Below are 26,757 nucleotides of genomic sequence, written 5' to 3'. Positions count from 1 at the left end.
GCGGGGGCGGCCACGCGCCGTCCACGGGGGCGGACGGGGTGGGGTTCTGCTGCGGGCTCTCGGAGTACGGGGACTGCTGCTGGCCCTGCGGGTACTCGCCGTCGCGGCGGAAGCTCTCGGTCATGACACCCAGCCTGTGGCGCGTACATGAGAGCCACCTGAGCGTGCCCTGAGAGTCCCGGCAGAACCCTGTTTGCCCGAAATAAAGACAGCACCGGGAAACGGCCGGTTGCGTCCGGGTGAGATTCCGGAGGGGGCCGGGACAACACTCTTCGGGCTGGTGCGAACAGGGCGCCGCACGGGGCTTCGCGGGCCTACGATCCCCGCGCCCGATGGGCATCACCACACGATCTTCACGACATCAGGAGTCCTGAGTGATACCTGCCCTGCGCGACCGCTGGAGACGCCCCGTCACGGCGTTGCCCGCGGCCGCTCTCGCGCTGGCGCTGTCCTGCGCCGGCGCCCTGGTGGCGGCCGAGCCCGCCGCCGCGGCCGACACCCCGCCCGGGCTGCCGGACGCGAGTGCCGCCCAGGCCGTGAACCCGGCCCCCGCCGCCTCCGACGCCGTCCTGCGCGAGCGGGTCGTCGAGGCGGCCAGGTCCCAGGCGAAGCCGGCGACGAAGGCGCCCAAGGCGACCCCGTTCATCATCGGCGGCACCGAGACGACCGTGTCGTCGGCGCCGTGGATGGTCCAGCTCTCGTACTACGACGAGGCGGCCGGCAGCGGTTACTTCTGCGGCGGCACCCTCGTCGCCCCGAACAAGGTGCTCACCGCCGCGCACTGCGTCGCCGGTCTCGACTGGGCGAAGAACGGCGCCGTCGTGGCCGGTGCCACCGGTCTGCTCGACGACACGAACGGCACCGTCGCGGGCGTCTGGCGCCAGTGGAACCACCCGCGCTACGACGACGCGACCGTGCAGCACGACATCGCGGTCCTGACGCTCGACCGCCCGCTGGAACAGCAGTGGACGAAGCTGGTCCAGAGCAACGGCACCACCTCCTACAAGGCCGGCACCTCCGCCACCGTCTACGGCTGGGGCCTGACCTCGGGCGCCGACGGCGCCGACCTCTCGGCGACCCTGCGCAAGGCGACCCTGCCGCTGGTCTCCGACGCCACCTGCAACAGCGCGATGCAGTCGGTGCTCGGCAAGGACGAGTTCATCGAGGGCTCGATGTTCTGCGCCGGCACCCCGGCGAGCGGCACCGACGAAGGCACCACGAGCCCCTGCAACGGCGACTCGGGCGGCCCGGTGGTCGTCGGCGGCCGGGTCGTCGGCATCGTCTCGTGGGGTGTGGCCGGCTGCACCGCGAAGGGCGCCTACCCGGTCTTCACCAAGGTGTCCTCGTACGTCTGGGCGGCCCAGCCGCGCATCGACGACACGGACCTCAGCTTCGACGGCCGCGCGGACGTCCTGGAGCGCACGCCGTCGGGCGGCCTGTTCGAGCAGGACAGCAAGGGCACCTCGCTCGCGCAGCGCGCCTACCAGGGCAACGGCTGGCAGAGCACCAGCTGGGCCCTCCAGGCCGACCTGGACCGCGACTTCTACCAGGACCTGATCATCCGCGACAAGGCCGACGGCAAGCTGTACCGCAGCTACTTCGACCACGCCGCGGGCGACTTCGCGTGGATGCAGATCGGCTCGGTGTGGGGCGGCTACACGTCGTACGCGATCCCCGGCGACCTGACCGGCGACTCGCGCCCCGACCTGGTCGCCGTGGACGCCGACGGCTCGACGTACCTCTACCCGGGCAAGGGCACCGGCGAGTTCTACGGCAAGGTCAAGATCGTCGACAAGTCCTGGAAGGGCGTCAAGGTCTTCGGCCGCGGCGACCTGACCGGCGACGGCAAGGCCGACCTGCTGGTCCGCAACGGCTCCGGGGTCCTGTACCTCTACCGGGGCACGCAGGTCGAGCACACCCCGTTCGCGGCGCGCATCCAGGCGCGCACGGGCTGGAACTTCACCTCGTACGTGACGAACGGCGACGTGACCGGTGACGGCATCGCCGACGTGCTGGCCCGCGACTCGGGCGGCACGCTCTGGCTCTACCCCGGCACCAACAAGGCGTCCAGCGACCTCTTCGGCTCCCGCAAGAGCCTGGGCACCGGCTTCAACCAGTACAACCTGCTGTTCTGAGCGGCCCGGTCCCGCGGCTGCGCCCGATCGTCAGGCGCAGCCGCAGGACTGGCGGACGACCAGCCGCGACGGGAACAGCTTCAGCCGCTCGCGCCGCGACCCGGCCACCCGCAGCGAGTCGTCGAGGACCAGGTCCACCGCGGCCCGCGCCATCGCCGAGCGGTCCGAGGCGACGGTGGTCAGCGGCGGATCGGTGAGCCCCGCCTCCTTCACGTCGTCGAACCCGGCCACGGCCAGCTCGCCCGGCACGTCGATGCGCAGCTCGCGGGCGGCCCGCAGCACGCCGATGGCCTGGTCGTCGGTGGAGCAGAAGATGGCCGGCGGCCGGTCCGGGCCGGCCAGCAGGCCGAGCGCCACCTGGTACGCGTCGTAGCGGTTGTACGGCGCCTCGAAGAGCCGGCCCTCCGTGGAGCGGCCCGCCTCGTGCATCGCGCGGCGCCAGCCCTCGACGTGGTCGGAGACCGGGTCGCCGACGGACGGGGTGTCGGCGGTGCCGCCGAGACACGCCACGTACTCGTTGCCGTGCTCCAGGAGGTGGCGGGTGGCGAGCTGCGCGCCGCCGACGTCGTCCGTGACGACGGCGACGTCGTCGATGGACTCGGGGCGCTCGTGCAGCAGGACGACGCGGGCGTCCCAGGCCTCGATCTCGGCGGCCGCCAGGTCGTTGAACCCGTGCGAGACGAGGATCAGGCCGGAGACCCGCATGCCGAGGAACGCGCGCAGATAGTGCACCTCGCGGTCGCCGACGTAGTCGGAGTTGCCGACGAGGACCATCTTTCCGCGCTCGGACGCCGCCTGTTCCACCGCGTGCGCCATCTCCGCGAAGAACGGCTGCCGCGCGTCCGGCACGATCATGCCTATGAGGTCGGTGCGCCGCGATGCCATCGCCTGGGCGACCCGGTCGGGCCGGTACCCCAGTTCCTTGATCGCGGCGAGCACGCGCTCGCGCGTGGCCGGGGCGACCGGCCGGGGTCCGTTGTTGATCACGTAGGACACGACGGCGGTCGAAGTACCCGCCAGTCGCGCAACGTCGTCCCGAGTCACCTTGGCCACGCGCGGAGTCTACGCGGATGGACCTGCTGATGGCAGGGCGTGATGGCCCTTCCTAGGGCTCCGCCGTGACGGCCCGGGCACCCGCACGGACCGGGCTGTCCGCTTCGTCCGTGTTGGGGGTGGCGGCCTTCTCCGTCTTGTCCGCCTTGGTGGTGTTCTTGTCGGCGCTCTTCTCCGGCTTCTCCGGTGTGACGAAGCGGTAGCCGACGTTGCGCACGGTGCCGATCAGCGACTCGTGCTCGGGGCCGAGCTTGGCCCGCAGCCGCCGTACGTGCACGTCCACGGTCCGCGTACCACCGAAGTAGTCGTAGCCCCAGACCTCCTGGAGCAGCTGGGCGCGGGTGAAGACCCGGCCCGGGTGCTGCGCCAGGTACTTGAGGAGCTCGAACTCCTTGAAGGTCAGGTCGAGGACCCGGCCCTTGAGCTTCGCGCTGTACGTCGCCTCGTCGACCGACAGGTCGCCGTTGCGGATCTCCATGGGGGAGTCGTCGGCGACGATCTGCTGGCGGCCCATCGCGAGGCGCAGGCGCGCCTCGACCTCGGCCGGACCGGCGGTGTCGAGGAGGACGTCGTCGATGCCCCAGTCGGCGGTGACCGCGGCGAGGCCGCCCTCGGTCACGACGAGCACCAGCGGACAGCCGGGCCCGGTGGAGCGGAGCAGCTGACAGAGGCTGCGGACCTGCGGGAGGTCGCGGCGGCCGTCGATGAGGATGACATCGGCGCCCGGGGTGTCGACGAGGGCGGGGCCCTCCGCGGGTGCCACTCGCACGTTGTGCAGCAACAGGCCGAGAGCGGGGAGCACCTCCGTCGACGGCTGGAGGGCGTTGGTGAGGAGCAGCAGAGAGCTCATCGGTCCCCACCTGCCCGGGTCGTCATACGTTCGTGCACGGTTCGCTCGCCCATAACGTCTGGTTCCTCCTCGGTCCCTGCGAGGACGTTTGCGGCACTGCTTCGTACTGCGGTGATGCTGGTCGGCCCCGCGCCCCGGGGCCTGGAACGTGCTGCCGGGGAGCGTTCGTATACAACGCTCCTGAAAGCACAAAAGGACCCGGGGGCTGCATTGCCCGAGTCCTCTGCCCAGCAGAATAGCCCACATGAGTTGGGGTCCGGCAGATGACGAGAGCGGATCTTCTGTGCAGCCGATCACTGAACGACCACGGCGCGTGGTCCTGCGTACGCGGGACGGAGTCGCCGTCGACGCCTTCCACGAACCCGGTGACGGGCCCCCGGACGGCCCGGTGTTCGTGCTCGCGCACGGCTTCACCGGCGATCTGGAGCGGCCCCACGTACGACGGGCCGCGCGGGCGTTCGCCCAGCGTGGCGCCGTGGTCACGTTCTCGTTCCGGGGGCACGGACGGTCCGGCGGACGGTCGACCGTGGGCGACCGGGAGGTGCTGGATCTCGCGGCGGCCGTCGAGTGGGCGCGCTCGCTCGGGCACGCGCGCGTGGTGACGGTCGGGTTTTCGATGGGTGGTTCCGTGGTGCTGCGGCACGCGGCGTCGCACAGGGGGCGCACGGAAGCGCGCACCGACGCGGTCGTCGCGGTCAGCGCGCCCGCGCGGTGGTTCTACCGGGGGACGGCCCCGATGCGGCGGCTCCACTGGGTCGTGACGCGCCGCTCGGGCCGGATGGTGGGCCGGATCGGGCTGCGGACCCGCATCCATCCGTACGACTGGGACCCGGTCCCGCTCTCACCGGTCGAGTCGGTCCCGCTGATCGCGCCGACCCCGCTGCTCGTGGTGCACGGCGACCGCGACCCGTACTTCCCCGTCGACCACCCGCGGATGCTGGCCGCGGCGGCGGACGGCGGTGCCGAGCTGTGGCTGGAGCCCGGGATGGGGCACGCGGAACACGCGGCGAGCGACGAGCTGCTCCGCCGGATCGGGGAGTGGGGCTCGGCGGCGGTTGCCGCACAATAGGACGCCGCACCACTGAGAGGAGTCGGGAGCATGGCTCACGGCACGATCCGCTACTGGGCGGCGGCCAAGGCGGCCGCCGGCGTCGCGGAGGAACCGTACGACGCCGACACCCTGGCCGCGGCCCTGGACGGAGTCCGCGCGCGACACCCCGGGGACCTGGTCCGTGTCCTGCAGCGTTCCTCGTTCCTGATCGACGGCGACCCCGTCGGGACGCGCGGTCATGAGACCGTACGGCTTGCCGAGGGCGGCACGGTCGAGGTGCTCCCGCCGTTCGCAGGAGGGTGACCCCCCGATGAGCAACAACCAGCAGTACCCGCAGTACGACCAGTACGGGCAGCCCCTGTACGGCGACCAGCAGCACGGGCAGCAGCAGTCGTACGGAGAGCAGCAGCAGTACGGACAGCAGCAGTCTTACGGGCAGCAGCAGTCGTACGGGCAGCAGCCGTACGGGCAGCAGCAGTCGTACGGGCAGCAGCAAGGTCAGCAGCAGTACGCGCAGCCCCAGCCCCCGTACGAGGCCGAGCCGACGCAGCAGTGGCAGGGCCAGACCTGGGACACCCAGGTGCAGCCCGCTCCGCTGCCCCAGCAGGGCTACGACCACGGCGCCGCGCAGCAGCAGGCGGCCTGGTCCTACGACGGACCGGCCGAGCCGGCCAGGACCCCGGCCCCCGAGCCCGCCCCCGTACCCGCCCCGGCCCCCGCCGCGGGTGCCGAGCCCGGCTACGGCCCGGCCACCACCACCGGCAACACCCGGGTCACCGACGCCCAGCGCGCCCGCGCCGAGGGCCGGTCCCCGATCATCGAGCCGGGCATCCAGCCGGCGGCGCTCACCGCGGTCCTCGGCCTGCTGCTCGCGGGCGGCGCGGCCGTCGGCTCGTACGCGCTGCTCGTCCCGCTGCTGGTCCTCCAGGCGGTCACGGCCGCGGGCTGGTTCCGGCTCAACGGCATGTGGCCCGCCCGGCAGGGCATCGCCCTCGCGTTCCTGGGCGGCGTGGTGGCGGACGCCGCGCTGCTCGCGGCCGGCCGGGAGCACGGGCCCGCGGCGATCCTCGGCACGCTCGGCGTCTGGGTGCTGCTCACGCTGGTCCTCCAGCTCCGCTCGCACGCGGAGCCGGACGAGCGGATGTACGGCCTGATGGCGACCGTCACCTCGGCGGCCCTCGCCATCGTCGCCGCCGGCCACCTCGCGGCCGAGCCGGACGCGGTGACGGTCGGCGCGGTCGCCGTGGCCGTCGCGATCGTGGCCCGCGCGCTGCCGCTGCCGACGATCGCCTCCGTCGTCGTGGCCCTGCTGGCGGGTGCCGGTGCGGGGATCGCGGTCGGCGGCCTCACCGACCTGGGCACGGACGGCGCGCTGCTCGGTCTCGGCGCCGCGGTGTGCGCGCTGATCGGCCACCGGGCGGCGTCGTACGACTACCCGTCCCGCTTCGTCCACATGACGGCGGGCGTGGCCCTGCCGCTGGCCGCGGCGGCCCCGGCCGTCTACGTCCTGGGCCGCGCGCTGGCCTGATCCCCCGCCCCTGATCGACAACTTGGGAACAACTGAGCGGATCCCCGCATCCCGTGCCCACGGCCACGTAACCTCGCGGTCAGGACACCGGACGTGGGGGAGCCTCAAGGCAATGCGCGCACTGCGAATACTGCTGATCGTCGTCGTCATCCTCGGCGGCCTCTTCGTGATCGCCGACCGGATCGCGGTCAACCTCGCCGAGGACAAGGCCGCCGACAAGGTGCGCACCAGCGAGGGACTGGCCAGCGCGCCCGACGTCTCCATCAAGGGCTTCCCGTTCCTGACCCAGGTGGCCGGCGGCACCCTCGACGACGTCGAGATCGGCATCGAGGACTACGAGGCGAAGAGCGGCGGCGACAGCATCCGCATCGCCGACCTGACCGCCGAGATGCACGGCGTGAAGTTCAACAGCAGCTTCAGCTCCGCCACCGCCGAGTCGGCCACGGGCACGGCCCGGATCTCCTACGACGAGCTCCTCAAGGCCGTGCGCAAGCAGGACCCGGCCCCGGTCGCGCCCGGGGTGACGGCGAAGATCAGCGGGCTCGCGTACGGCGGCGGCGACCGGATCAAGGTGACGATCGACTTCAAGACGCCGCTCGGCACCCTGCGCCCGACCGTGCTCAGCTCCGTCAAGGTCACCGACGGCAAGGTCTCGGCGCGCGCGGACAGCCTCCCGAAGGTGGGCGCGTTCGACCTGGCCGAGGGCCGGATCCGCGCCGTCACCGACTTCCAGCAGGCGATCGACGATCTGCCCGCCGGGATCGAGCTGGACAAGGTGGAGGCCGTCAAGGACGGCGTCGAGATCTCGGTGACGGGTTCGGACCTCGACCTCGTCGGGTAGACACTCCGCAGCGGCGCCCGTCCGTACTTCGAGACGGGCTCGTCCGCACAGCAGGAGACGGCGGCGCCGCAAGGGCTCCGGGGCCCTCCCGGGGTACGCCCGACGGGTGATCGTTCTCAGGATGCGGACGATCCTGTCTCAGGATTCGACACGCCGGTGACACGGTCGCGGGTGCGTCCTTACGATCGGACCCATGAAGCGACAGGCGGATCTCACGAAGCGGCGGGCAGTAGACCTGTGCCGCGTCGCCGCCATGCTCTGTCGCACCTTCTGAGCGGGGCCGTGGCCGCGACGGCCGACCCCCGCTTCCCCAGGACCCCTTGAGCTCGACTCGGGGCCACCCGTGCATCCCCGCACACTTCCGTTCCGCATGCCCCCGCAACTGCCCCGGAGGAACACAGCATGAGCCGCAGCGACGTCCTGGTAGACGCCGACTGGGTCGAGGCCAACCTCGACAACGACAGCGTGGCGATCGTCGAGGTCGACGAGGACACGTCCGCGTACGACAAGAACCACATCAAGAACGCGATCCGCATCGACTGGACCAAGGACCTCCAGGACCCGGTCCGCCGTGACTTCATCGACCAGGCCGGCTTCGAGGAGCTGCTGTCGAAGAAGGGCATCGCCAACGACACGACCGTCGTCCTCTACGGCGGCAACAACAACTGGTTCGCCTCCTACGCGTTCTGGTACTTCAAGCTCTACGGCCACCAGGACGTGAAGCTCCTCGACGGCGGCCGCAAGAAGTGGGAGCTCGACTCCCGCGACCTGGTCGACGGCTCGCAGGTCCCGAACCGGCCGGCCACGCAGTACAAGGCCAAGCCGCAGGACACCTCGATCCGCGCCTTCCGCGACGACGTCGTGAACGCGATCGGCAACAAGAACCTCGTCGACGTGCGCTCGCCCGACGAGTTCTCCGGCAAGCTGCTCGCCCCGGCCCACCTCCCGCAGGAGCAGTCGCAGCGTCCGGGCCACGTCCCGTCCGCGCGCAACATCCCGTGGTCGAAGAACGCCAACGACGACGGCACCTTCAAGTCGGACGAAGAGCTCAAGGCCCTCTACGAGGACGAGCAGGTCGACCTGTCCAAGGACACCGTCGCGTACTGCCGCATCGGTGAGCGCTCCGCGCTCACCTGGTTCGTGCTGCACGAGCTGCTCGGCCAGGAGAACGTCAAGAACTACGACGGCTCGTGGACCGAGTACGGCTCGCTGGTCGGCGTGCCGATCGAGCTCGGCGCCAACAAGTAACCAACTGACCTTTCCTTCCTAGGAGTTACGTATGTGTGGAGCGAAGGCCGGCGGCCCCGACGCCTCGACGATCAAGCCCGGCGAGACCACGATCCAGGGTCAGGTCACCCGTGACGGCGAGCCGGTGACGGGCTACGTCCGTCTCCTGGACTCGACCGGCGAGTTCACCGCCGAGGTCCCCACCTCGGCCACGGGCCAGTTCCGCTTCTACGCGGCCGAGGGCACGTGGACGCTGCGCGCCCTGGTCCCGGGCGGCACGGCGGACCGCACGGTCGTCGCCCAGACGGGCGGGCTCGCGGAGGTCGCGATCGCCGTGTGACGGCGGCGCCGCGACGCGCACAGAACGGCTGAAGGGCCGCACCCCCGGGGGTTGGACGCCACTGGTACGGGGTGCGGTCCTTCGGCTTACGCTGGAGATATGTACGCGCGGCGGAAGCATGTGTACTTCGCCATGATGGGCGTCTGCATCGCCCTCTTCGTCCTGGCGTGGGGCGTCGTACGTCTCTGGTCCGTCCCCGCCGCCGTGGCCATGTGCGTCGTCGCCATGGTCATCCCGCCGGTCGCCGCCGTCGTCGCGAACCGGCGCGGCCCCGACGACCGCTGGTGGGACGACCCGTCAGGGGACAGCAAGTCCGACGAGTGGTGGGACGAACTGGACGGGAAGAAGCGCCCCCGCTGACCGATCGCTGACCGATCACCGACCGACCGCCGATCGAGTCCCCTTCGTGACCAACTTCCGTGCAACCTGCAGAGGTTGTTGTGGGTCTCCTGTGCGCGCGGATACGGAATCCGCGCTTCGAGTTCCGTGGGGGGACCCGTTGGATCACGTGCAGCAAGCACTCACCGCACCAGAGCCACCTCCTGAAAGACCCGGCAGGCCCCGCCGCCGCGGCCGCACCACCCTGCTGATCGCCTGCGCCGCCGTACTCGGCGCCGTCGCGGGCGTCTGCACCGGATACGTCGTGCAGGCGGGGCGGGAGCCGGACGCGCTGCCGCCGCTGGCGCGGAAGTCCGTGCCGCAGGCCGAGGGCGCGGCCAGGCAGGCGTTCGCCGCCACCGGGGACCATCGCGTCCGTACCGACGGCGACCTGCGCAAACTCCTGGTGCCGCGGCCCGCGGGCACCCAGAAGGCGGACTCGGCGCAGGGCTGGCGCAACCAGTACAGCTACGCGAACAACTTCGAGGAGCCGGACTACATGTTCGGCCAGTTGTCCGCGGGTTCCTTCCGCCGGGCCGCCATGAGCGTCTGGGAGAAGAACCAGTCGGCGACCGAGGTCCACCTCATCCAGTTCCGCGACGCGGAGAAGCTCGGGTCCCGCGAGTTCCTCGACGCCCAGCAGATGTACATGGACGGCGAGAAGTGGGCGGGCAACGACGGCGAGCCGATCGCCGGCAGCACCGACGGCCGGGTCTACGTCTTCGACCACCCGAAGACCAAGCCCGGCTATCTGCCGATGTACGAGGCCAGGGCGCTCGCCTCGCGCGGCGACATCGTCATGGACATCTGGATGTACGACACCAGGCCGATCTCGAAGAAGGCCGCGATGGATCTCGCCGAGCGGCAGTTGGAGCGCCTGTGAGCGACCAGTTCCCGGCGCCCCCGGAGACCGCCCCCGAGGTCCCCGCCGTGCCGAAGAAGAGACGCTGGCCCGCCGTCGCGGCCGCCTGCGCCGTCGTGCTCGCCGTCGCGGGCGGCACCGGCTTCACCGTGCTGAAGGTGAACGACGCCGACCGCACCGTCCCGACCACGGTGTGGGGCAAGCCGCAGCAGCAGGAGCAGCGGGCGGGCGGCAAGACCGGTGAGAAGGGCGACCTGATCGGCCGCCTGCTGCCGATGCCCGAGGGCTACATCCCCGGACCCGACATCGACGAGTTCGGCAACGACAAGGCGATCACCGGCCGGGAGGCCGTCGCCCGGTTCAAGAAGAGCGCGGACGACCTGCCGGCCCGCCAGCGCGAGGCCCAGCAGAAGTCCATCGACAAGCTGAAGCTCAAGGGCCTGGCGATGCGCAGCTACGCCTCCGACAACATCAGCGCCTACGCCGACCACGACGAGAGCCTCGTCGTCGAGATCCAGCTCGCCCAGCTCCAGAACCGGCAGGCGGGCCGTGAGCTCAAGGCGTTCCGGTCGGAGTTCCTGCGCTCGTTCGGCGGCTTCACCAAGGGTCCGAAGATCAAGGGGCACCGCGCCGCGGACTGCTTCCTCGCGCCCCGGGAGAGCGACACCAAGCTCGATCTGCTGCTGTGCAGCGCGTACGAGGACGACCTCCTGGTCACCGTGACGGCGTACGCGCCCAAGTCGATCGACAGCAAGGCGGTCGCCGGCCTCCTGAGCCGCCAGCTCGACCACATCTCGTCGCGGGGGGAAGCGGTATGACCCAGCAGTCCGAGTCGGCTCCCGAGTCGGCTCCCGAGTCGGCTCCCGAGTCGACGATGCAGCTCACGGCGGCCGTGCCCGCGCCGCCCACGGCCCCGCCCCTGTTTCCGCCCGGCGTTCCGGCACCGGTGAAGGTGAAGAAGGACCGCCGCGTGCTGCGCGCCGTCCTGCGCTGGACCGCCGCCGTCACCGTCTTCGCCGCGGTCGGCGCGGGCACCACGTACGCCGTCACGGAGCGGACCCGCGGCGACCTGCCGGGCCTCGCCACCGAGAGCGACGGCCGCTGGGAGTACCCGGCGATCGAGAAGCCGCCGCTGCCCGCGGGCGCCCCGGCCGCGTTCGCCGAGGGGAACACCCGCGAGGAGCACTTCGCCGACCTGCGCAAACTGGTCCTGCCCGCGCCCGAGGGCGCCACCGAGGACAAGAAGCTGGCCGGCAAGAACGGCTGGCTGCCCACGGCCACGTACCTGGACGTCTACGAGAAGGACGCCCGCGCCGATCTCGCGCAGGCCCTCAAGGACGGCGCCCTGCGGCACATCGCGGCCCGCGGCTGGACCATGCCGGACGGCACGCACACCCGTATCTACCTGCTGCGCTTCAACACGGGAGCCTTCGCGCGCGAGTACGACGCGAACGTCGTGGGGAGCTCCGACGGGCTGACCGGCGCCCCCGACACCGAGGAGAACTTCTCCTGGACCGGGGAATCCGGCTCCGTCGTGCGGTACACGAAGCTGAACGTCTACGACGAGGTCCGGCCCTACGGCAAGGAGCAGGTCCGGCAGGCCTACATCCAGTCCGGTGACGTGGTCGCCCTCGTGGCGCAGTCCCGCGCGGGCCGTGTCGCCAAGATCCCCTTCCAGCAGACCGTCGCCCTCCAGAACCAGCTCCTCGGCTGATCGGGAGGCGACCTCGCCGAGAGCGCCGGGCCCCACCCGACTAGAGTGGGGCCCGGCTCTGTATCCGCATAGTTCCGCTCGTGCCGCTCACCGAGGAGCATCTGCCGTGACCGTCTTCTTCGAAGCCCTCCTTGTCCTGGTCTGCGTCGGCGTTCTCGCCTTCGCCGGTCTGACCGTGAAGAAGCTGTACCAGGGCCAGCGCTGACCCCCATCTGATTGAGCTCCCCATGATCCAGATCCCGTCGGACCTGCACCCCGACCTCGTCCCCCTCGCCTTCCTCCTCGGCAACTGGGCGGGCGCCGGCGTCACCGACTTCCCGGGCGCCGAGAAGGCCAACTTCGGTCAGGAGGTCTCCTTCACCCACGACGGGCGGGACTTCCTGGAGTACCACTCGCACACCTGGGTCCTCGACAAGGACGGCAACAAGGTCAAGCCGCTCGAGTCCGAGTCCGGCTACTGGCGCGTCGGCAAGGACCGCAAGGTCGAGGTCGTCATGGTCCGCGACGACGGCGTCGTCGAGGTCTGGTACGGCGAGCTGGCCGACAAGAAGCCGCAGATCGACCTGGCGACGGACGCGGTGGCCCGGACGGCGGCCTCCGGCCCGTACAGCGGTGGCAAGCGGCTCTACGGCTACGTGAAGAGCGACCTCATGTGGGTCGGCGAGAAGCAGACCCCCGAGGTTCCGCTGCGCCCCTACATGTCGGCCCAGCTCAAGAAGGTCGTCTCCCCGGAGGAGGTCGCCGAGATGGCGCGCAACCTCCCGGAGCTGCCCGACGACGGCATCGCCTTCTTCAAGTAGGCCCCGCGCCGACTGGGCCTAGACTCGTGGGTGTGGTGAGCACCGACTGGAAGAGCGACCTGAGGCAGCGCGGCTACCGGCTGACGCCGCAGCGCCAGCTTGTCCTGGAAGCCGTGGACACCCTGGAGCACGCGACCCCCGACGACATCCTGAGCGAAGTGCGCAGGACGGCGTCGGGGGTCAACATTTCCACGGTCTACCGGACCCTGGAGCTCCTGGAGGAGCTCGGGCTCGTCAGCCACGCGCACCTGGGCCACGGCGCGCCCACGTACCACCTCGCCGACCGGCACCACCACATCCACCTGGTGTGCCGGGACTGCACGAGCGTCATCGAGGCCGACGTCGACGTGGCCCGCGAGTTCACCGACAAGCTGCGCGCCGAGTTCGGCTTCGACACCGACCTGAAGCACTTCGCGATCTTCGGCCGCTGTGCGGACTGCACGGCGGAGAAGGAGCGGTCCCAGGACCAGGCTCAGGACCAGGCTCAGGGACAGACGCAGGTGCAGACGCAGGAATAAGCGGGTCCGCCCGCTCGTCGTAGTGTGTGTGAACATGCAGCCACATTCACCGAGCAGCCCCCTGCTGACCCTGCCCGGCGCCGTCCCCGGCGAGGGCGTGGACGAAGGCGTCGCCGCCCACTACGGCGACCTGTTCCGCGAGCAGCGCTCCCTCGCCGACGGGACGGGCGTGGTCGACCTCTCGCACCGCGGCGTCATCACCGTCACCGGCGACGACCGGCTGAGCTGGCTGCACCTGCTGCTCACCCAGCACGTCAGCGATCTGCCGCCGGGGCAGGCGACCGAGGCGCTGGTCCTCTCCGCGAACGGCCACATCGAGCACGCCCTGTACCTCGTCGACGACGGCACGACGACCTGGGCGCACGTCGAGCCCGGCACCCAGGAGACACTCCTGGCGTATCTGGAGTCGATGAAGTTCTTCTACCGCGTCGAAGCCGCCGACCGGACCGCGGACTTCGCCGTCGTGCACCTGCCCGCGGGTTCCATCGCGCCCGTCCCGGACGGCGCCGCGGTGCGCGAGACGCCGTACGGCCGCGATCTGTTCCTGCCGCGCGGCGACCTGGAGGCGTACGCGAAGGAGCACGGCCCCGCGGTCGGCCTGCTCGCCTACGAGGCGCTGCGCGTCGAGCAGCACCGGCCGCGGCTCGGCCTGGAGACCGACCACCGCACCATCCCGCACGAGCTGGGCTGGATCGGCTCGGCCGTGCACCTCCAGAAGGGCTGCTACCGCGGGCAGGAGACCGTCGCCCGCGTGCAGAACCTGGGCAAGCCGCCGCGCCGCCTCGTCTTCCTCCACCTCGACGGCAGCGAGGTGCACCTGCCGCCGCACGGCGCCGAGATCCGGCTCGCCGCGGACGGGCCCGAGGGCCGCAAGATCGGTTTCGTCACGACGTCCGTGCGCCACCACGAGCTCGGCCCGATCGCGCTCGCGCTGGTGAAGCGGAACGTGCCGCTCGACGCGGAGCTGATCGCCGAGACGACGGCGGCGGCGCAGGAAGTCGTCGTCGAGCCCTGAGCTCACATCTCCAGCAGCACCGTGAACGGGCCGTCGTTCGTCAGGGACACCCGCATCTGCGCCCCGAACCGGCCCGTCGCCACGGTCGCGCCGAGCGCCCGCAGCTGCGCCACGACCTCGTCGACCAGCGGCTCGGCGACCTCGCCCGGCGCGGCCGCGTTCCAGGTGGGGCGGCGGCCCTTGCGGGCGTCGCCGTACAGGGTGAACTGGCTGATCACGAGCAGCGGCGCGTCGATGTCGCTGCACGACTTCTCGTCGGCCAGCATCCGGATCGACCAGAGTTTGCGGGCCAGTTGGGCCGCCTTCTCCCTGGTGTCCTCGTGCGTCACCCCGACGAGGACGCACAGCCCCTCGCCCTTGATCTCGCCGACCGTCTCGTCCGCGACGACGACGCTCGCGCCGTCCACCCTCTGCACCACTGCACGCATACGGACATCATGCCGTGCCGCCCCGAGCGTGCTCCCGAACCCCCCATCCGGGGCCGATATGGGGCACTCGCGCACTAAGCGGCCACCAGGGGTGGCACCATGCTCACACACGGTGTGCCTTCGGCACGCCGGGTCGGTCCGGTCGAGGGGACGGGAAGCAGACCATGGATGCCCATGCCATGAGCCACACAGCGAGTTCGGGGCTGCCCCCCGACGAGCCCGTGTCGCTGACACACACGGACCGCGTCGCGCCGATGGCCAGGCCGCCGGTCCAGCGCACCGACAGCCCTGAGCTGCCGCCGGCTCCCGCGCCCGACCTGACGGCCCTGCGCCTGCCCGAACTGCGCACGCTGCGCAGGGACTCGCAGCAGGACGAGGCCGATCTCAGTTACGTACGGCGGTTGTTGCAGGGCCGGATCGACATCCTGCGGGCGGAGCTGGGCGGGCGCCGTGACCCGGAGTCGCCGGTCGTGGACCGGCTCTCGGAGATCCTGCGGGACCAGCCGACGCGGAACCGGTCGTCGGCGCGGCACGTCACGCTCGGTACGCCGCACAGCGAGGAGTTCCGGAGGCTGGCCGCCGAGATGCTGGCCGAGGTCGAACTCTCCGACCTGGCGGCGCGTACGGACGACGAGTTGCACGCGGCGATGGGGCGTCTCGTCCGGTACGAGCAGCAGGTCTCGCGGCGGCGGCAGCAGTTGCAGCGGGTGGCGGACGACTGCAGCGCGGAGATTGCGCGCCGCTACCGGGACGGTGAGGCCCAGGTAGCGGACCTCCTGGGCGGCACACCGTAACTCCGCCCGTCCGTTGCCGGGTGCGGGTACGTGGGGGTTGGTCGCGCCGTAACTCCGGCCGCCCTCTGCCGCCCTCCGGCCGGTGGGGCTTCTCGCGCAGTTCCCCGCGCCCCTGGAGGGCATGCGGCTTCGCCGCAGCCCCATCGGCGCCCCCTGAGAGGTCGCACGAAGTGCGCCTCGCAGGGGCGCGGGGAACTGCGCGAGCAACCAGAACGAGAGCCGCACCCGGCGAACGACCGGTCGTGGCCACGGCGCGTAGCCGTGCATTTCAGGGGCGCGGGGAACTGCGCGAGAAGCCCCACCGGGCCGCACCCGGGAATCCAGGCGACAGTCGTGCGGGCCGCGCCTAGCGTGAGGGGATGAGTGACGTACGACCCATCACCGACGACGACGACGGCGAGCTGAGCGGCTGGCTGCGGGCCCTGAACACCGGGTTCCTGCTCACCCCCAGCGTCTCGCCGGAGCGGCTGGCAAAGAGCCGCGCCCACTTCGACCTCACCCGCACCCGCGCAGCCTTCGCCCCGTCCGGAGACGGCGGCGGCAGCCGCCAGGTCGCCACCTTCCGCTCGTTCGCCCAGGACCTGAGCCTGCCCGGCGGCGCCACCGTCCCCACGGACGCCATCACGAACGTCACGGTCAGCCCCACGCACCGCCGCCGCGGCCTGCTCACCCGGATGATGGCCGCCGACCTCGCCGAGGCGAAGGAGCGCGGCGACGTCGCCGCCACGCTGATCGCCGCCGAGTACAACATCTACGGGCGGTACGGGTTCGGCCCCGCGACCACCACCACGCGCTGGGAGATCGACGTGCCGCGGGCCGGCGTCGACCCGCGCTGGTCGGGACCGGACGACGGCGGCCGGATCGACCTCGCCGACCCCGACGAGGTCCGCAAGATCGGCCCCGAGCTGCACGACCGGCTGCGCACCACGGTCGCGGGGGCCGTCTCCCGGGACGCGTACTGGTGGCAGTACAACACCGGCCAGTGGTCGACCCCCGAGGACACCTGGAGCGAGCCGTTCCACGCGGTGTACCGCGACGCGCGGGGCGAGGTGGCGGGCCTGGTCGCGTACACCTGCGAGAACAAGTGGGGCGACGGCAAGCAGCCGGGCAACACGGCGAGCGTCCTGAAGCTGCTCGGTGCCACCCCGGCCGCCGAGCGGGCGCTGTGGCACTACCTGTGCGCGATCGACTGGGTCGCCACCGTCCGGTCCGGCGACCGCGCCCCGGACGACCTGCTCCCGCACCTGCTGCCCGACCCGCGGGCCGCCCGCGTCGTGACGCAGGCCGACTTCCTGTGGGTGCGGATCCTGGACGTCGTACGGGCCCTGGAGGCCCGCTCGTACGCGACGAGCGGGGAGCTCGTCCTGGAGGTGCACGACCGGGCCGGGCTCGCCGGCGGACGGTTCCGGCTGGCGGCGGCGCCCGACGGCGCGGTCTGCGCGCCGAGCGCCGCGGCTCCCCAGCTCACTCTCGACATCGGTGAGTTGGGGGCGCTGTGGCTGGGTGACGAGTCCGCGGTGCGGCTCGCCGCCCTGGGCCGGCTGGTGGAGGAAGAGGCGGGCGCCGCCGCCGTTGCCGACGCCCTGTTGCGTACGCCGCGGCGACCGTGGTGCCCCGACGTGTTCTGACGCGCCTGCGAGGTGCAGGACCGACCGGGCTCCCGGCTCCCCTCCGGAAGGGAGCCCGGTCAGCCGCTCTGGGCCAGCAGCATGACGAGGACGACGGCCCCGATGCCACTGATCATGGTGTTCTTCGCTTTGAGTCCGATGGAGAGCACGATGAAGGCGATGATGCCCATCGGCCCGTACTTCCACTGGATGAGCTGCTCGAATCCGATGGCGAGAGCGGCGATGAGGATGGCGAAGACCGGCATGGGGACTTACCTCCTTCGGGTCCGAGTGGTGACCAACTCTTCCGGCATCGCGGTGACGTAGACCAACCCGTGTGGTCGACGCCAACCCCCGAGGTTGTCCGACCATGTCGTCCAAGTTGGTCACCAACTCACTGGTACTTATCTCCGCTGAAGCGCGACTCATAACCACCTTCTTTTCAACTCCCCGAAGATGGCGGGAAGTTGTAGTGTTTGGTTGTGAGCCCGGAACATGCCTCCGTCAATGGACGGACCCGGCCGCAGCGGACGCAGTGGACGTACCGCGACGTGGCCGACGAGCTGCGCGCCCGGATCCGGTCCGGGCTGTTGAGTCCTGGCCAACGGATGCCCACTCAGGCCCAGTTGGCGGACGAGTTCGGCGTGGAGCGCTCCGCGGTGCGTCAGGCGCTGCGGATTCTCCAGTCCGAGCACCTGCTGGCCAACGTCTCGAAGGGCAGCCCCGCCACCGTCGCGGAGGACCCGGGGGCCGGGCCGATCGGGCCCGGCGCGCCCCCGCAGCCGACGATGGTCGCGCTCGCCCCACGCATCGCGGCAGCCTTCGCCCAGCAGGACGTGGAGATCGACGCCCTGTGTCTGACGGCGGTGTCGCTGACGCTCGCGATGGGTGAACCGTTGCGCCAGATCCACGCGGGCCGATTGAAACCGGCCACCGTACGAGTCCGGGTCCTGCTGCCGAGCCGGGACATCGACCTCGCCTTCCCCGCGCCGGCCTCCGATCTCGAGGCCGAGGCGGAAGCGGCGGTCGGCGGTCATCTGCAGCGCAACTGGCTCGCGCAGCGCAACGCGCAGGGGCAGGTGCTGCGGCACAACCTGCTGGCCCTGCGCGCCACGCACGGCATCGACGTCGAGGTGTCCTTCCGGGCCCTGCCGTTCACCCCGCCGGTCAAGCTCTACCTCCTCAACGCCAACGAGGCGCTGTTCGCCTACTACACGCTGAGCAGGCGGGGCGAGCAGATCGACCACGAGCGGGTGGACGTGTACGACGCGCAGGGGCTGCGGCAGCTGCTCTTCGCGTTCGAGCAGGGCACGGGGCTGCGCGACACGACCTTCGTGGAGCAGTCGCACCTGTGGTTCAACAGCCTCTGGAACACGATCAGTTCGGAACTGACCCTGAGTTCCTAGAGGCTGTCGACGCGGTGCGGCACCGGTGCGCTAGTGGAGTGCGGGTCCTGCCACCATGATGGCGAGCAGCACGCCGCCGATGGAGCTGCAGGTCGCGCTCCTGGCCTTGACGCCGATGGTCAGCAGGAGCAGTCCGGCGATGCCGGCCGGCCCGTAGTGCCACTGGACAAGCTGCTCGAAGGTGATCACGAACACCGCGGAGAGGAGGCTCAGGACGGGCATGACGTTTCCTCCTTCATCGGCTCTCATCGGCTTCGGCCATTGCTCCGGTCCCGGCTGGAGCAGGTTGGTCCGCTGGACTACCACCCTCGGCCAGCTTGCGCCAAGTTGGCGACCAACTACACAATGGTTGTCCCCACTTGGTCGGGAGAAATAAACGAGGTTCCAACAACTCCCGCCAAATAATGGGAAGTTGTAGCGTTTGGTTGTGACCCAGGAGAGCGTGGCAGACATGGCGGACGCGGCACTCAACGGCAGCCGGCGGCTCGGCCCTCAGGAGATCGCCGACGACCTGCGCCGGCGGATCAGGTCGGGCGAGCTCAAGGCCGGTGAGCAACTGCCCACGCAGGCGGCGCTCGCCGAGGAGTTCGGCGTCGAGCGCGGCACCGTCCGCCAGGCCCTCCAACTCCTCCAGTCCGACGGCCTGTTGAGCAACCGCAGCAAGGGCGCCCCGCCCCGGATCGCCTCGTCGGCGCCCGGCCGCGACGAGCCGCAGCCCACCATGGTCGCCCTGGCCCCCCGCCTGGTCGAGGCGTTCCAGGCGCCCCAGGTGCGCATCGACGCGGTCTGCATGACCTCCGAGACGCTGATGCTGGCCCTCGGCGAGCCGCTGCGCCTGATCCACGAGGGCCGGATGCGCCCCGAATCCATCGACGTCCGCATCCTGCTGCCCAGCCGCGACATCGACCTGGCCTTCCCCGTGCCGGTCTCCGAGGGCGCCGACCGCGCCGAGGACCAGGCCGTCCACCAGCGCTGGCTCGCCACCCGCAACGCCCAGGGCCAGGTCCTGCGCCACAACCTCCGCTCGCTGCGCTCCTCCCACGGCATCGACGTCAAGGTCACCTTCCGCGCCCTGCCGTTCACGCCCCCCGTCAAGCTCTACCTCCTCAACGAGGTCGAGGCGCTCCTCTCGTACTACATGGTCACGCGCCGCGAGGAGGAGATCGACAGCGGCACGAAGCTGGAGATGTACGCCGCGACCGGCACCCAGGCCCTCCTCTTCTCCTTCGAACGCAGGGCGGGTCACCGGGACCGGGCGTTCGTGGAGGAGTCGCAGAAATGGTTCGACGCGCTCTGGGAAACCATCACGTCCGACCTGACACTCTCCTAGTGACTTCAGATGCAACGCAGCAGACTGTTCCGGTGGCTGAAGAGACCGAATCGGACAGGGAATTGACTGAGTTGGCCGAGTTGGTCAGGGACTCGGGGTGTGTGCTCCTCGACTTCGACGGGCCGATCTGCCGACTGTTCGCAGGGCGATCGGCGGAAGTCATCGCGCTGGAGCAGGAGCAGTGGCTGAAGGACCAGGGCCTCGGGGAGGTGCTGAAGGCCGAGGAGCGGGAGCGAGGCGATTCCCAGAGCTTCCTGGATCCTCCGGACCCGCTGGCCCGCCTGGCCCGGGTGGCCCACGAGCGGCCGAAGAGCGATCTCGTCATCGCCATGGAGAAACGTCACGCCGCCCAGGAGCTGAGTGCGGTCCCCACAGCGTGGCCGACGCCGTACGCGGATGTGGTGATCCCCACGTGGGCGGCCCGTGGCGCCCGCCTGGCCATCGCCACCAACAACTCGCCCCAGGCGGCCCGGCGCTACGTGGACGAACGACGCCTCTCCCGCTACTTCGAGCCCCACATCTACGGCCGCACCGCGGACCTCGGCCTGCTCAAGCCGCATCCGCACTGCCTCAATCGCGCCATCACCGCCATCGGCGCGGCACCGCGGCGGACGCTGATGGTCGGCGACACCGTGACGGATCTGGCGGCCGCGCGGGCGGCGGGTGTCCGGTTCCTCGGCTTCGCGTACAACAAGAGGGCGGTGCGGGCGTTGCGGGACGCGGGGGCGGAGCAGGTGATCACCTCCTGGAAGCCGGTCCTCGACATCCTGCGCGCCACGGCGTGACTCGCGCAGGGGCCCGGGCAGACTGGGCGGATGGCTGAAGAGACCCGAACACAACGGGACGTGGCGGAAGTGGTCCGTGGCGCGCGCTATGTGCTCTTCGACTTCGACGGACCCATCTGCCGGCTGTTCGCCGGTCGGCCGGCCGATGCGATCGCCCGGCAACAGCAGGAGTGGCTGGCGGCGCGAGGGCGGAAGGGAACCGGATCGACCGATCCGCACCGGATGCTGATGCAGGTCGCCGCTCAGCCGGGAACCGACGACCTGGTGCCGGATCTGGAGCGGCACCTCACGCAGCAGGAGGTGCGGGCGGCCGCGAGCGCCTGGCCGACGCCGTATGCGGACGCGCTCATCCGGACCTGGCACGCCGTGGGCGCACGCCTGGCCGTCACGACCAACAACTCGGCCGAAGCGGCGCGGAGCTATCTGCGTGGACGCGACCTTCTCGCCTGTTTCGAGCCACATGTCTACGGGCGCACCGCCGAGGCCCTGGATCGCATCAAGCCGGACCCGTACCTGCTCAAATGTGCCCTGGACGCCATGGAGGCCGCGCCGGCCGACGCCGTGATGGTCGGTGACGCGCCCACGGACCTGGCCGCGGCACGGGCCGTGGGGGTTCCGTTCCTGGGATACGCGCGCAATGAGCGCAAGGACGAGGCGTTGAGGGTGGCGGGAGCCTCGTACGTGTTCTCCACCCTGGAGCCGATCCTGTTGCTCCTCCAGAAGCGGCGCTGACCTGCGGGCATCCAGATCCTGTGGATACGCGGGGTGGAGTTGGCTGCCAACTGACGTAGAGTTGACGGGACTTGGCACGGCGGGACGGGAGTAGTCCGGTGGACGAAAAGAGCGGCTCCACCCCCAGAGCCACCTCGGACGAGATCGCCGAAGAACTGCGGGGCCGGATCACGTCAGGTGTGCTCAAGCCGGGCGACCGACTGCCCACCCAGGCCGCGCTGGCCGACGAGTTCGGCGTCGAGCGCGGCACGGTCCGGCACGCCCTGCAGCGGCTGCAGGGCGACGGGCTGCTGACGAACGTGAGCAAGGGCAGTCCGCCGACCGTGGCCCCCCAGCCGGCCCGCGCGACGCCCCCGACGGGGTCACGGAAGGCACGAAGCATCCTGGGCCCGCGCCTGGTGGCCGCCTTCGAGCAGCCGCACGTGCGGGTGGACGTGGCCTGTCTGACGGCCGAGACGCTGATGACGGCGCTGGGTGAGCCGCTGCGGCGGGTGTACGAGGGCGCGTGCGAACCGGAGTCCGTGTCGATGCGCGTGCTGCTGCCGAGCCTGGAGCAGGACCTCGACTATCCCTCGCCCGAGAAGGGCTGGGGCCACGACGAGGCCCTCGACAAGGCGGTCAAGCAGCGCTACCTGAACCAGCGGGACGCCCAGCGCACCGTCCTGCGCAACAACCTGGCGGGGCTGCGCCGCAGCGGCATCGACGCGAGCATCGAGTTCCGCTACACCGTCGGCACGCCGAGCCGGAAGGCGTATCTGCTGAACCGGGGAGAGGTGCTCATCGGGCACTACGTCCCGGGCCGGTTCCTGCGCGAGGTCGACGACTACGAGGGCGCGAGCCCGGTGGCGCTGTGCGACGTGGAGGGCTTCGACACGTCCATGTTCGTCTTCGACAAGGACGGCGGCCCTGAGGAGGCCGCCTTCGTGGAGGCGGAGCAGATGATGTTCGACGGGCTCTGGGACCACGTGGCCCGGGGTCAGGCCTGAGCGAGGACGAGCAGGGTCAGCACGACGCCGATGACCGCTCCGTGCGACGACTTGCGTTCGGCCGACCACAGGAGCGTGAACCCCGCCAGGAGCAGCAGGCCGAGGAAGCCGTACTCGGACTGGACGAACTGTTCCAGCCCGAAGCCCAGCAGGGCCGTGAGCGGTGGCAGCAGTGCGCTTACGTTCATGGGCCCCACCCCTTGGGGAATCGTCGTCGACCCGTTGGCCCGACAACTGGTCTGCCAGTCAGCCCAATTGGGCTGCTGGACTTGAATTGGTCTTCCCCGTCCAGGCAGATCGTTAAGCAACGCCCTCAGAATGTAGGGAACTTGGCCGGTTTCGGTGTGCGGTTGGACTGGCAGAGGTACGTTCCAAGGGTGGTGAAGAGCCAGGAAGCAGGAGGCGGCAGGGAGGTCTTCCGTGTCGCGGAGGATCTGCGCGCCCGCATTGCCGGCGGGGCGTATCCGCTCGGCTCCTTCCTCCCGCCCCAGCGTGAGCTCGCGACAGAGTTCGACGTCGCGCGGGACACGGTCCAGAAGGCCCTGGAGGTGCTGAAGGGGGAGGGCTGGATCGAGTCGCGCCAGGGGAGCGGAACGCGGGTCGTCAAGGTGATGCAGGTCCAGTCGGACACCGCCAAGGACGCAAAGGAAGGTCAGGTCACGCTCAGGGAGTTCTTCGACGAGGCATTCGACGCGCCGGAGATCGTGCTGGACGTCTACACGCTCACATCGGAGTCCCTGAACACCCAGGTGAAGACCCAGGTCGACCGGATCAGGGATCGGAAGGTGGCGCCGCGCAAGGTCGCCCTCCGCATGCTCCTGCCGGCGCAGTCACTCGATTCGCCGTATCCACGGGCACTGGCGGGTCCGGACGAGCCGCAGAGAGACCGGCCGGACGACGAGCTGACCGTCCGGCTGAAGGAGCGATTGCACGACATCGAGCGCCACAACAGCGCTTCCATCCGGCAGAGCCTGCTGCAATTGCAGGCCGAGGGGCTGCTGGAGTCGGCTCACATCGAGATTCGCTATGTGAAGATCCCACCGGTGCTCAAGCTCTACTTGATCAATGGCACACAAGCGGTGCACGGGCCGTACACGATCACCGAGCGGCCCATCGTGCTGCCCGACACCGAAACGATCCGTGCGCTGGACGTGGTCCCCATGGACTCCAAGCTCATGCACTACGTCAAGGACGCCGACCCGCGCTCCCGCAGCTCGGTCTTCGTGGACACCTGGCAGGAGTGGTTCGACTCGGTGTGGGATCACCTGGCGCGCTGAATCGGTCGAGAGTCGAAATCGGTCGAGAGTCGAACAGGGGACTCCGAGCGGGTTTCTTTACATCACCGATACAGGGCACACTCGTGCTCCGGTCGTGGGCCTTCCGGTCCGGTACTACTGTGTGGGCCTGTTACGGCCCGATGCATGAGTATCCAGGAGCGGCCTGTGGGCGCTGTCATCGCCCCGAGCGCCCAGAGATCGGACGAGGTCGCCAAAGAGGAGACCGGAGATCTGTGGGGCGTCGTCGCTGCGCGTGCGCGGCACCACGGCGAGGTGCGGAGCGGGCACCACAACACGAACCTCGTGGTGCGGCTCACCGACGAGGAGGCCGCGGCGCTCGGCAGGCCGCCGGGTTCCCGGGTCGTCGTCAGGAGCCGGAAGGCCGGGACGCCGAGGGTGGTGATCCGGTCCTGGGCGGACGAACGGGCGGTCCTGGACGCCATCGACGGAACGCTGGGGCCGGTGCCGCAGTGCCTGGCACGGCGCGGCGAACTCGCCTTCCACAGCTACATGGAGGGCAGGCCGCTCTCCGACGCCTGCCCCAATGGCAAGCCGGTCGATCCTCCACTGGTCGACGCCTTCGCGGGACTGCTCGCGGACATGGCCCGGGTGCCCGGGGCGAAGCTGCCTCCCCTGCCGCCCTACTGGCCGCGCGAGGGCGACAGCCGTGGTTTCCTGCGGACCCTGCTGATCCAGGCCGACGAGCAGATTCGTAAGCCCAATTGGACCGACTTCGGTGGGCTCTTCGTCGCCTTGGGCGTGCCGGAGGACGCGCTGACGTCGCGATGCCTCTGGGTGCCCGACCTGATGTCACGCCCTTTCAGCCTGCTTCATGGGGATGTGCACCGGGACAACGCCATAGTGACCGGCATGGGCGACGTCCCGCTGTTCTGTGTCGACTGGGAACTCGCGACGTACGGCGATCCGCTGTACGACCTGGCCGTCCATCTGGTGCGGATGGCGTATCCGCAGTCCCAGTGGGCCGAGGTGATCGAGCGGTGGCGGATCAGGATGGGCGGCCTCCGGCCCGAGGCCGTCGTGGGCCTGGACGACGACCTGCAGCACTACGTCGACTTCGAACACGCCCAGTCGGTGTACCCGGACGTGATCCGGGCGGTCAGCGGCCTGGGCACCTCTTTCGACCGCGCTGAACTGGTGGCGGCGTCGCAGGAGATCCACCGTGCCCTGAGACTCGCCCAGAGCCCGCTCGGGCTGCGTGACGTACTGGACCCGGAGGCGATCGCGTGGCTCGTCCACCGGTGGAAGGTCGCGCGAGGGGCACGTCTGCGCGGCGAGGAGGCCGGTGCCACCGTCGGATGGCTGTGCGACGCCAAGGTCCCGCTGCGCGACACCTTTCCCGGGCCCGCCGTCGAGGCCGCGCTGCGGGCGGAGGGCGCCGCGGCTGCGCGGCAGGTGTACAAGGGCACGGCCCATCTGGCGACGGTGGTCAGGGTCACGGGCCGGGAGCCCGTCATGGTGCGCAGGAAGTTCGGTACGGCCACTCCACTGGAGCCCCGGTTCCTCGAGGAGCACAAGGTGCTGCGCGCCATCGAGGAATCCCCGGCCATGGTGTGTGCGCCTCGCGTCCTGGCACTCGGGATCAGCGACTTCGAGGACCGGTTCACCATCCACTCGTACGAGGGCCCGCCCGACGACCGCCGTCGCCCGCGTCACCCTGTGCACGGGCTCCTGCCCTGTGAGGTGAACAGTCTCGTGGACCAATTGGCCGAGTTGACCCGGGTCGATGTCCGGCCGCTCGCTCAACGCATGGGCGGCCTCGGGTTCTACGAGTGGTTGTGCGGCCGGCTCGCCGGCATGGTCGGGAAGTTCTCTCCCGCGTCGAAGGCTCTCGCAGCAAGGCTCGGGCTTCCCGGCGAGGTGGAGCTCGCCCGCAGACTCGCCAAACACGAGGTGGAGGACCGGCGCCCCGTCCTGCTCCATGGTGACCTGAATCCGTGGAACATGGTGCGCCAGGAGCGGGGCTTCGGCCTCACGCTCATCGACTGGGAGATGGCCATGGTGGGCGATCCGCTGCACGACCTGGTGCGGCACATCCATCTGACGCCCACGACCAGGGAGGTCAGGGAGCGGATGACGGCCCGCTGGGCGCGGATGATGCCGGACGACTGCACTCCCGACTGGGAGCGGGACTTCCCCGTCTATCAGGGGCTCGAACTCGTCCGCTCCGCCTATGTGGACCTGGACCGCATGGTCACCGGATGTGGGCTCGACGCCCCCAACGTCCGGCGTGCCGTGGGCTCGTACTCGACGACGCTCCGCAAGGCCCTGGACTGGCTCGACCTGTCCCCGGGCTCGTCCACGGCGGCCAACCCCTACCTCGTCCTGGCTCTGGCGCCGCCCGTGACCGTCGGCTGAGGCTCACCGTTCCGTCGCCCCGTACCCTCTGCCCATGACCACCCCCGACCCCCCACCCCCCTCCCTGCGCGAGCTCAAGAAGCAGCGGACTCGGGTGAGGCTTTCCGATACCGCGGTTCGGCTCTTTCTGGAGAAGGGGTACGACGCCGTGTCCGTGGCCGAGGTGGCGGCCGCGGCGGACGTGTCCAAGCCGACGTTGTTCCGCTACTTCCCGAGCAAGGAGGACCTCGTCCTGTACCGGTTCGCCGATCACGAGGACGAGGCGGCGCGGGTCGTGGCGGGGCGCGGGGACGGGGAGTCGGCGGTCGGGGCGTTGCGGGGGAGCTTCCTGGCGGGGCTGGCCCGGCGGGATCCGGTGACCGGGCTGTGCGATCACCCGGAGGTGCTCGCGTTCCTGCGGCTGCTGTACGGGACGCCGTCGCTGGTGGCGCGGATGCACGGGTACCAGGAGCGGTCGGAGCGGGCGCTGGCGCGGGCGCTCGGCGGGCCGGAGGTCGAGGCGCGGCTGGCCGCCGGGCAGATCGTGGCGGTGCAGCGGATCCTGGCGGAGGAGAACGTGCGGCGGATCACCGCGGGGGAGACCGCCGACGGCGTCGAGGCGGATGCCGTGCGTGCGGCGGAGCTGGGGTTCCGGCAGCTGGAGGAGGGGGTCGGGCGGCGGTACGGGTGAGGGGCGTGCGCAGCGGGATCGCGTTACCGGGTCAATAATTTAACCGAGTTGCGT

At 70.6% G+C, this 26,757-nt stretch carries 31 protein-coding genes; 25 read left to right on the top strand and 6 right to left on the bottom strand.

Annotation, left to right across the window (positions count from 1 at the left end; all coding sequences use genetic code 11):
* Window positions 1-374 precede the first annotated feature (374 nt).
* On the top strand, window positions 375-2,135 hold the full coding sequence (locus RBJ77_RS04630; RefSeq protein WP_372343812.1) for a trypsin-like serine protease: 1,761 nt from the start codon (window positions 375-377) through the stop codon (window positions 2,133-2,135).
* Window positions 2,136-2,165: 30 nt separating this feature from the next.
* Here the strand turns inward: RBJ77_RS04630 and RBJ77_RS04625 are convergent, their stop codons facing one another.
* Window positions 2,166-3,188: a LacI family DNA-binding transcriptional regulator gene (locus tag RBJ77_RS04625; protein WP_372343811.1), complete on the bottom strand. Its 1,023-nt coding sequence runs from the start codon at window positions 3,186-3,188 to the stop codon at window positions 2,166-2,168.
* Window positions 3,189-3,240: 52 nt separating this feature from the next.
* Complete coding sequence (locus RBJ77_RS04620; protein ID WP_372343810.1) at window positions 3,241-4,038, bottom strand: response regulator transcription factor; 798 nt, start codon at window positions 4,036-4,038, stop codon at window positions 3,241-3,243.
* 244 nt (window positions 4,039-4,282) lie between these two features.
* On the opposite strand from RBJ77_RS04620, the gene RBJ77_RS04615 reads away from it, so the two are divergent.
* The 14 genes from RBJ77_RS04615 (at window position 4,283) to RBJ77_RS04550 (ending at window position 14,312) form a co-directional block, all read left to right on the top strand.
* Window positions 4,283-5,107: an alpha/beta hydrolase gene (locus tag RBJ77_RS04615; protein WP_372343809.1), complete on the top strand. Its 825-nt coding sequence runs from the start codon at window positions 4,283-4,285 to the stop codon at window positions 5,105-5,107.
* 30 nt (window positions 5,108-5,137) lie between these two features.
* The gene (locus RBJ77_RS04610; RefSeq protein ID WP_255978186.1) at window positions 5,138-5,392 is read left to right on the top strand and encodes a MoaD/ThiS family protein; all 255 of its coding nucleotides are present in this window, start codon (window positions 5,138-5,140) and stop codon (window positions 5,390-5,392) included.
* A gap of 7 nt (window positions 5,393-5,399) precedes the next feature.
* Window positions 5,400-6,617 carry a hypothetical protein gene (locus tag RBJ77_RS04605; protein WP_372343808.1) on the top strand — a complete coding sequence of 406 codons (1,218 nt, stop codon included), beginning with the start codon at window positions 5,400-5,402 and terminating at the stop codon, window positions 6,615-6,617.
* A gap of 112 nt (window positions 6,618-6,729) precedes the next feature.
* Window positions 6,730-7,458: a DUF2993 domain-containing protein gene (locus tag RBJ77_RS04600; protein WP_372343807.1), complete on the top strand. Its 729-nt coding sequence runs from the start codon at window positions 6,730-6,732 to the stop codon at window positions 7,456-7,458.
* Window positions 7,459-7,651: 193 nt separating this feature from the next.
* Entirely contained in the window at window positions 7,652-7,732 is an 81-nt protein-coding gene (locus RBJ77_RS04595; RefSeq protein ID WP_350310325.1) for a putative leader peptide, read from the top strand.
* A 128-nt stretch (window positions 7,733-7,860) separates the two neighbouring features.
* Window positions 7,861-8,706 (top strand): sulfurtransferase, encoded by an 846-nt coding sequence (locus RBJ77_RS04590; RefSeq protein ID WP_372343806.1) that lies wholly within the window; start codon window positions 7,861-7,863, stop codon window positions 8,704-8,706.
* Between the two features lie 31 nt (window positions 8,707-8,737).
* The gene (locus RBJ77_RS04585) at window positions 8,738-9,025 is read left to right on the top strand and encodes a DUF1416 domain-containing protein (RefSeq protein ID WP_127832476.1); all 288 of its coding nucleotides are present in this window, start codon (window positions 8,738-8,740) and stop codon (window positions 9,023-9,025) included.
* Window positions 9,026-9,124: 99 nt separating this feature from the next.
* Window positions 9,125-9,385, top strand: a complete 261-nt coding sequence (locus RBJ77_RS04580; protein WP_372343805.1) for a DUF3099 domain-containing protein — start codon at window positions 9,125-9,127, stop codon at window positions 9,383-9,385.
* A 148-nt stretch (window positions 9,386-9,533) separates the two neighbouring features.
* Window positions 9,534-10,286 (top strand): hypothetical protein, encoded by a 753-nt coding sequence (locus RBJ77_RS04575; protein ID WP_372343804.1) that lies wholly within the window; start codon window positions 9,534-9,536, stop codon window positions 10,284-10,286.
* Window positions 10,283-11,083 (top strand): hypothetical protein, encoded by an 801-nt coding sequence (locus RBJ77_RS04570; protein WP_372343803.1) that lies wholly within the window; start codon window positions 10,283-10,285, stop codon window positions 11,081-11,083. The genes RBJ77_RS04575 and RBJ77_RS04570 overlap by 4 nt, the downstream gene beginning before the upstream one ends.
* Window positions 11,080-11,979, top strand: a complete 900-nt coding sequence (locus RBJ77_RS04565; RefSeq protein ID WP_372343802.1) for a hypothetical protein — start codon at window positions 11,080-11,082, stop codon at window positions 11,977-11,979. Before RBJ77_RS04570 ends, RBJ77_RS04565 begins: the two co-directional genes overlap by 4 nt.
* A 227-nt stretch (window positions 11,980-12,206) precedes the next feature.
* A complete protein-coding gene (locus RBJ77_RS04560; protein ID WP_372343801.1) occupies window positions 12,207-12,779 on the top strand; it encodes an FABP family protein in 573 nt (190 codons plus the stop codon).
* 32 nt (window positions 12,780-12,811) lie between these two features.
* Window positions 12,812-13,297, top strand: a complete 486-nt coding sequence (locus RBJ77_RS04555) for a Fur family transcriptional regulator (RefSeq protein WP_372343800.1) — start codon at window positions 12,812-12,814, stop codon at window positions 13,295-13,297.
* A gap of 34 nt (window positions 13,298-13,331) precedes the next feature.
* On the top strand, window positions 13,332-14,312 hold the full coding sequence (locus RBJ77_RS04550; protein WP_372343799.1) for a folate-binding protein YgfZ: 981 nt from the start codon (window positions 13,332-13,334) through the stop codon (window positions 14,310-14,312).
* Window positions 14,313-14,314: 2 nt separating this feature from the next.
* Here RBJ77_RS04550 and dtd read toward each other — a convergent pair whose 3' ends face one another.
* Window positions 14,315-14,740, bottom strand: coding sequence for a D-aminoacyl-tRNA deacylase (gene dtd, locus RBJ77_RS04545; protein WP_372343798.1), 426 nt, complete (start codon window positions 14,738-14,740; stop codon window positions 14,315-14,317).
* A 254-nt stretch (window positions 14,741-14,994) separates the two neighbouring features.
* Here dtd and RBJ77_RS04540 point away from each other — a divergent pair, with 254 nt between their 5' ends.
* Entirely contained in the window at window positions 14,995-15,534 is a 540-nt protein-coding gene (locus RBJ77_RS04540) for an ABC transporter substrate-binding protein (protein WP_372343816.1), read from the top strand.
* A gap of 359 nt (window positions 15,535-15,893) precedes the next feature.
* Window positions 15,894-17,162, top strand: a complete 1,269-nt coding sequence (locus RBJ77_RS04535; RefSeq protein ID WP_372343797.1) for a GNAT family N-acetyltransferase — start codon at window positions 15,894-15,896, stop codon at window positions 17,160-17,162.
* 59 nt (window positions 17,163-17,221) lie between these two features.
* On the opposite strand, the gene RBJ77_RS04530 is transcribed toward RBJ77_RS04535, so the two are convergent.
* Window positions 17,222-17,407 carry a hypothetical protein gene (locus RBJ77_RS04530; protein WP_255978162.1) on the bottom strand — a complete coding sequence of 62 codons (186 nt, stop codon included), beginning with the start codon at window positions 17,405-17,407 and terminating at the stop codon, window positions 17,222-17,224.
* 210 nt (window positions 17,408-17,617) lie between these two features.
* Here RBJ77_RS04530 and RBJ77_RS04525 point away from each other — a divergent pair, with 210 nt between their 5' ends.
* Complete coding sequence (locus RBJ77_RS04525; RefSeq protein ID WP_372343796.1) at window positions 17,618-18,547, top strand: winged helix-turn-helix domain-containing protein; 930 nt, start codon at window positions 17,618-17,620, stop codon at window positions 18,545-18,547.
* A gap of 30 nt (window positions 18,548-18,577) precedes the next feature.
* Here the strand turns inward: RBJ77_RS04525 and RBJ77_RS04520 are convergent, their stop codons facing one another.
* Entirely contained in the window at window positions 18,578-18,769 is a 192-nt protein-coding gene (locus tag RBJ77_RS04520; RefSeq protein ID WP_255978158.1) for a hypothetical protein, read from the bottom strand.
* Between the two features lie 229 nt (window positions 18,770-18,998).
* On the opposite strand from RBJ77_RS04520, the gene RBJ77_RS04515 reads away from it, so the two are divergent.
* The 4 genes from RBJ77_RS04515 to RBJ77_RS04500 all read left to right on the top strand — a co-directional run bounded on the left by RBJ77_RS04515 (window position 18,999) and on the right by RBJ77_RS04500 (window position 22,380).
* The gene (locus RBJ77_RS04515) at window positions 18,999-19,877 is read left to right on the top strand and encodes a winged helix-turn-helix domain-containing protein (RefSeq protein ID WP_372343795.1); all 879 of its coding nucleotides are present in this window, start codon (window positions 18,999-19,001) and stop codon (window positions 19,875-19,877) included.
* Window positions 19,826-20,662, top strand: coding sequence for an HAD family hydrolase (locus RBJ77_RS04510; RefSeq protein ID WP_372343794.1), 837 nt, complete (start codon window positions 19,826-19,828; stop codon window positions 20,660-20,662). The genes RBJ77_RS04515 and RBJ77_RS04510 overlap by 52 nt, the downstream gene beginning before the upstream one ends.
* Window positions 20,663-20,692: 30 nt before the next feature.
* Complete coding sequence (locus RBJ77_RS04505; protein ID WP_372343793.1) at window positions 20,693-21,394, top strand: HAD family hydrolase; 702 nt, start codon at window positions 20,693-20,695, stop codon at window positions 21,392-21,394.
* Between the two features lie 98 nt (window positions 21,395-21,492).
* Entirely contained in the window at window positions 21,493-22,380 is an 888-nt protein-coding gene (locus RBJ77_RS04500; protein ID WP_372343792.1) for a GntR family transcriptional regulator, read from the top strand.
* Here RBJ77_RS04500 and RBJ77_RS04495 read toward each other — a convergent pair.
* A complete protein-coding gene (locus RBJ77_RS04495; protein WP_372343791.1) occupies window positions 22,371-22,568 on the bottom strand; it encodes a hypothetical protein in 198 nt (65 codons plus the stop codon). The genes RBJ77_RS04500 and RBJ77_RS04495 overlap by 10 nt on opposite strands.
* A 189-nt stretch (window positions 22,569-22,757) precedes the next feature.
* Between RBJ77_RS04495 and RBJ77_RS04490 the strand changes: the two genes are divergently transcribed.
* The 3 genes from RBJ77_RS04490 (at window position 22,758) to RBJ77_RS04480 (ending at window position 26,703) form a co-directional block, all read left to right on the top strand.
* A complete protein-coding gene (locus RBJ77_RS04490; protein ID WP_372343790.1) occupies window positions 22,758-23,657 on the top strand; it encodes a GntR family transcriptional regulator in 900 nt (299 codons plus the stop codon).
* A 144-nt stretch (window positions 23,658-23,801) separates the two neighbouring features.
* On the top strand, window positions 23,802-26,033 hold the full coding sequence (locus RBJ77_RS04485; RefSeq protein WP_372343789.1) for a phosphotransferase family protein: 2,232 nt from the start codon (window positions 23,802-23,804) through the stop codon (window positions 26,031-26,033).
* A gap of 34 nt (window positions 26,034-26,067) precedes the next feature.
* Window positions 26,068-26,703, top strand: coding sequence for a TetR/AcrR family transcriptional regulator (locus RBJ77_RS04480; protein WP_372343788.1), 636 nt, complete (start codon window positions 26,068-26,070; stop codon window positions 26,701-26,703).
* Window positions 26,704-26,757: the final 54 nt, after the last annotated feature.

It is taken from the genome of Streptomyces sp. KL116D (assembly GCF_030766975.1).
GTDB lineage: Bacteria > Actinomycetota > Actinomycetes > Streptomycetales > Streptomycetaceae > Streptomyces > Streptomyces longispororuber_A.
The sequence above is the reverse complement of the archived record's forward strand: the minus strand, read 5'-3'. Positions and strand labels throughout refer to the sequence as shown.

What these genes read in the sequence shown, in the direction of transcription:
- RBJ77_RS04620 (WP_372343810.1), bottom strand. Translation starts at nt 4,038, where the DNA reads ATGAGCTCTCTGCTGCTCCTCACCAACGCCCTCCAGCCGTCGACGGAG.
- RBJ77_RS04615 (WP_372343809.1), top strand. Translation starts at nt 4,283, where the DNA reads ATGAGTTGGGGTCCGGCAGATGACGAGAGCGGATCTTCTGTGCAGCCG.
- RBJ77_RS04610 (WP_255978186.1), top strand. Translation starts at nt 5,138, where the DNA reads ATGGCTCACGGCACGATCCGCTACTGGGCGGCGGCCAAGGCGGCCGCC.
- RBJ77_RS04605 (WP_372343808.1), top strand. Translation starts at nt 5,400, where the DNA reads ATGAGCAACAACCAGCAGTACCCGCAGTACGACCAGTACGGGCAGCCC.
- RBJ77_RS04600 (WP_372343807.1), top strand. Translation starts at nt 6,730, where the DNA reads ATGCGCGCACTGCGAATACTGCTGATCGTCGTCGTCATCCTCGGCGGC.
- RBJ77_RS04595 (WP_350310325.1), top strand. Translation starts at nt 7,652, where the DNA reads ATGAAGCGACAGGCGGATCTCACGAAGCGGCGGGCAGTAGACCTGTGC.
- RBJ77_RS04590 (WP_372343806.1), top strand. Translation starts at nt 7,861, where the DNA reads ATGAGCCGCAGCGACGTCCTGGTAGACGCCGACTGGGTCGAGGCCAAC.
- RBJ77_RS04585 (WP_127832476.1), top strand. Translation starts at nt 8,738, where the DNA reads ATGTGTGGAGCGAAGGCCGGCGGCCCCGACGCCTCGACGATCAAGCCC.
- RBJ77_RS04580 (WP_372343805.1), top strand. Translation starts at nt 9,125, where the DNA reads ATGTACGCGCGGCGGAAGCATGTGTACTTCGCCATGATGGGCGTCTGC.
- RBJ77_RS04565 (WP_372343802.1), top strand. Translation starts at nt 11,080, where the DNA reads ATGACCCAGCAGTCCGAGTCGGCTCCCGAGTCGGCTCCCGAGTCGGCT.
- RBJ77_RS04560 (WP_372343801.1), top strand. Translation starts at nt 12,207, where the DNA reads ATGATCCAGATCCCGTCGGACCTGCACCCCGACCTCGTCCCCCTCGCC.
- RBJ77_RS04550 (WP_372343799.1), top strand. Translation starts at nt 13,332, where the DNA reads ATGCAGCCACATTCACCGAGCAGCCCCCTGCTGACCCTGCCCGGCGCC.
- dtd (WP_372343798.1), bottom strand. Translation starts at nt 14,740, where the DNA reads ATGCGTGCAGTGGTGCAGAGGGTGGACGGCGCGAGCGTCGTCGTCGCG.
- RBJ77_RS04540 (WP_372343816.1), top strand. Translation starts at nt 14,995, where the DNA reads ATGGCCAGGCCGCCGGTCCAGCGCACCGACAGCCCTGAGCTGCCGCCG.
- RBJ77_RS04535 (WP_372343797.1), top strand. Translation starts at nt 15,894, where the DNA reads ATGAGTGACGTACGACCCATCACCGACGACGACGACGGCGAGCTGAGC.
- RBJ77_RS04530 (WP_255978162.1), bottom strand. Translation starts at nt 17,407, where the DNA reads ATGCCGGTCTTCGCCATCCTCATCGCCGCTCTCGCCATCGGATTCGAG.
- RBJ77_RS04520 (WP_255978158.1), bottom strand. Translation starts at nt 18,769, where the DNA reads ATGCCCGTCCTGAGCCTCCTCTCCGCGGTGTTCGTGATCACCTTCGAG.
- RBJ77_RS04515 (WP_372343795.1), top strand. Translation starts at nt 18,999, where the DNA reads ATGGCGGACGCGGCACTCAACGGCAGCCGGCGGCTCGGCCCTCAGGAG.
- RBJ77_RS04510 (WP_372343794.1), top strand. Translation starts at nt 19,826, where the DNA reads ATGGTTCGACGCGCTCTGGGAAACCATCACGTCCGACCTGACACTCTC.
- RBJ77_RS04505 (WP_372343793.1), top strand. Translation starts at nt 20,693, where the DNA reads ATGGCTGAAGAGACCCGAACACAACGGGACGTGGCGGAAGTGGTCCGT.
- RBJ77_RS04495 (WP_372343791.1), bottom strand. Translation starts at nt 22,568, where the DNA reads ATGAACGTAAGCGCACTGCTGCCACCGCTCACGGCCCTGCTGGGCTTC.
- RBJ77_RS04485 (WP_372343789.1), top strand. Translation starts at nt 23,802, where the DNA reads ATGAGTATCCAGGAGCGGCCTGTGGGCGCTGTCATCGCCCCGAGCGCC.
- RBJ77_RS04480 (WP_372343788.1), top strand. Translation starts at nt 26,068, where the DNA reads ATGACCACCCCCGACCCCCCACCCCCCTCCCTGCGCGAGCTCAAGAAG.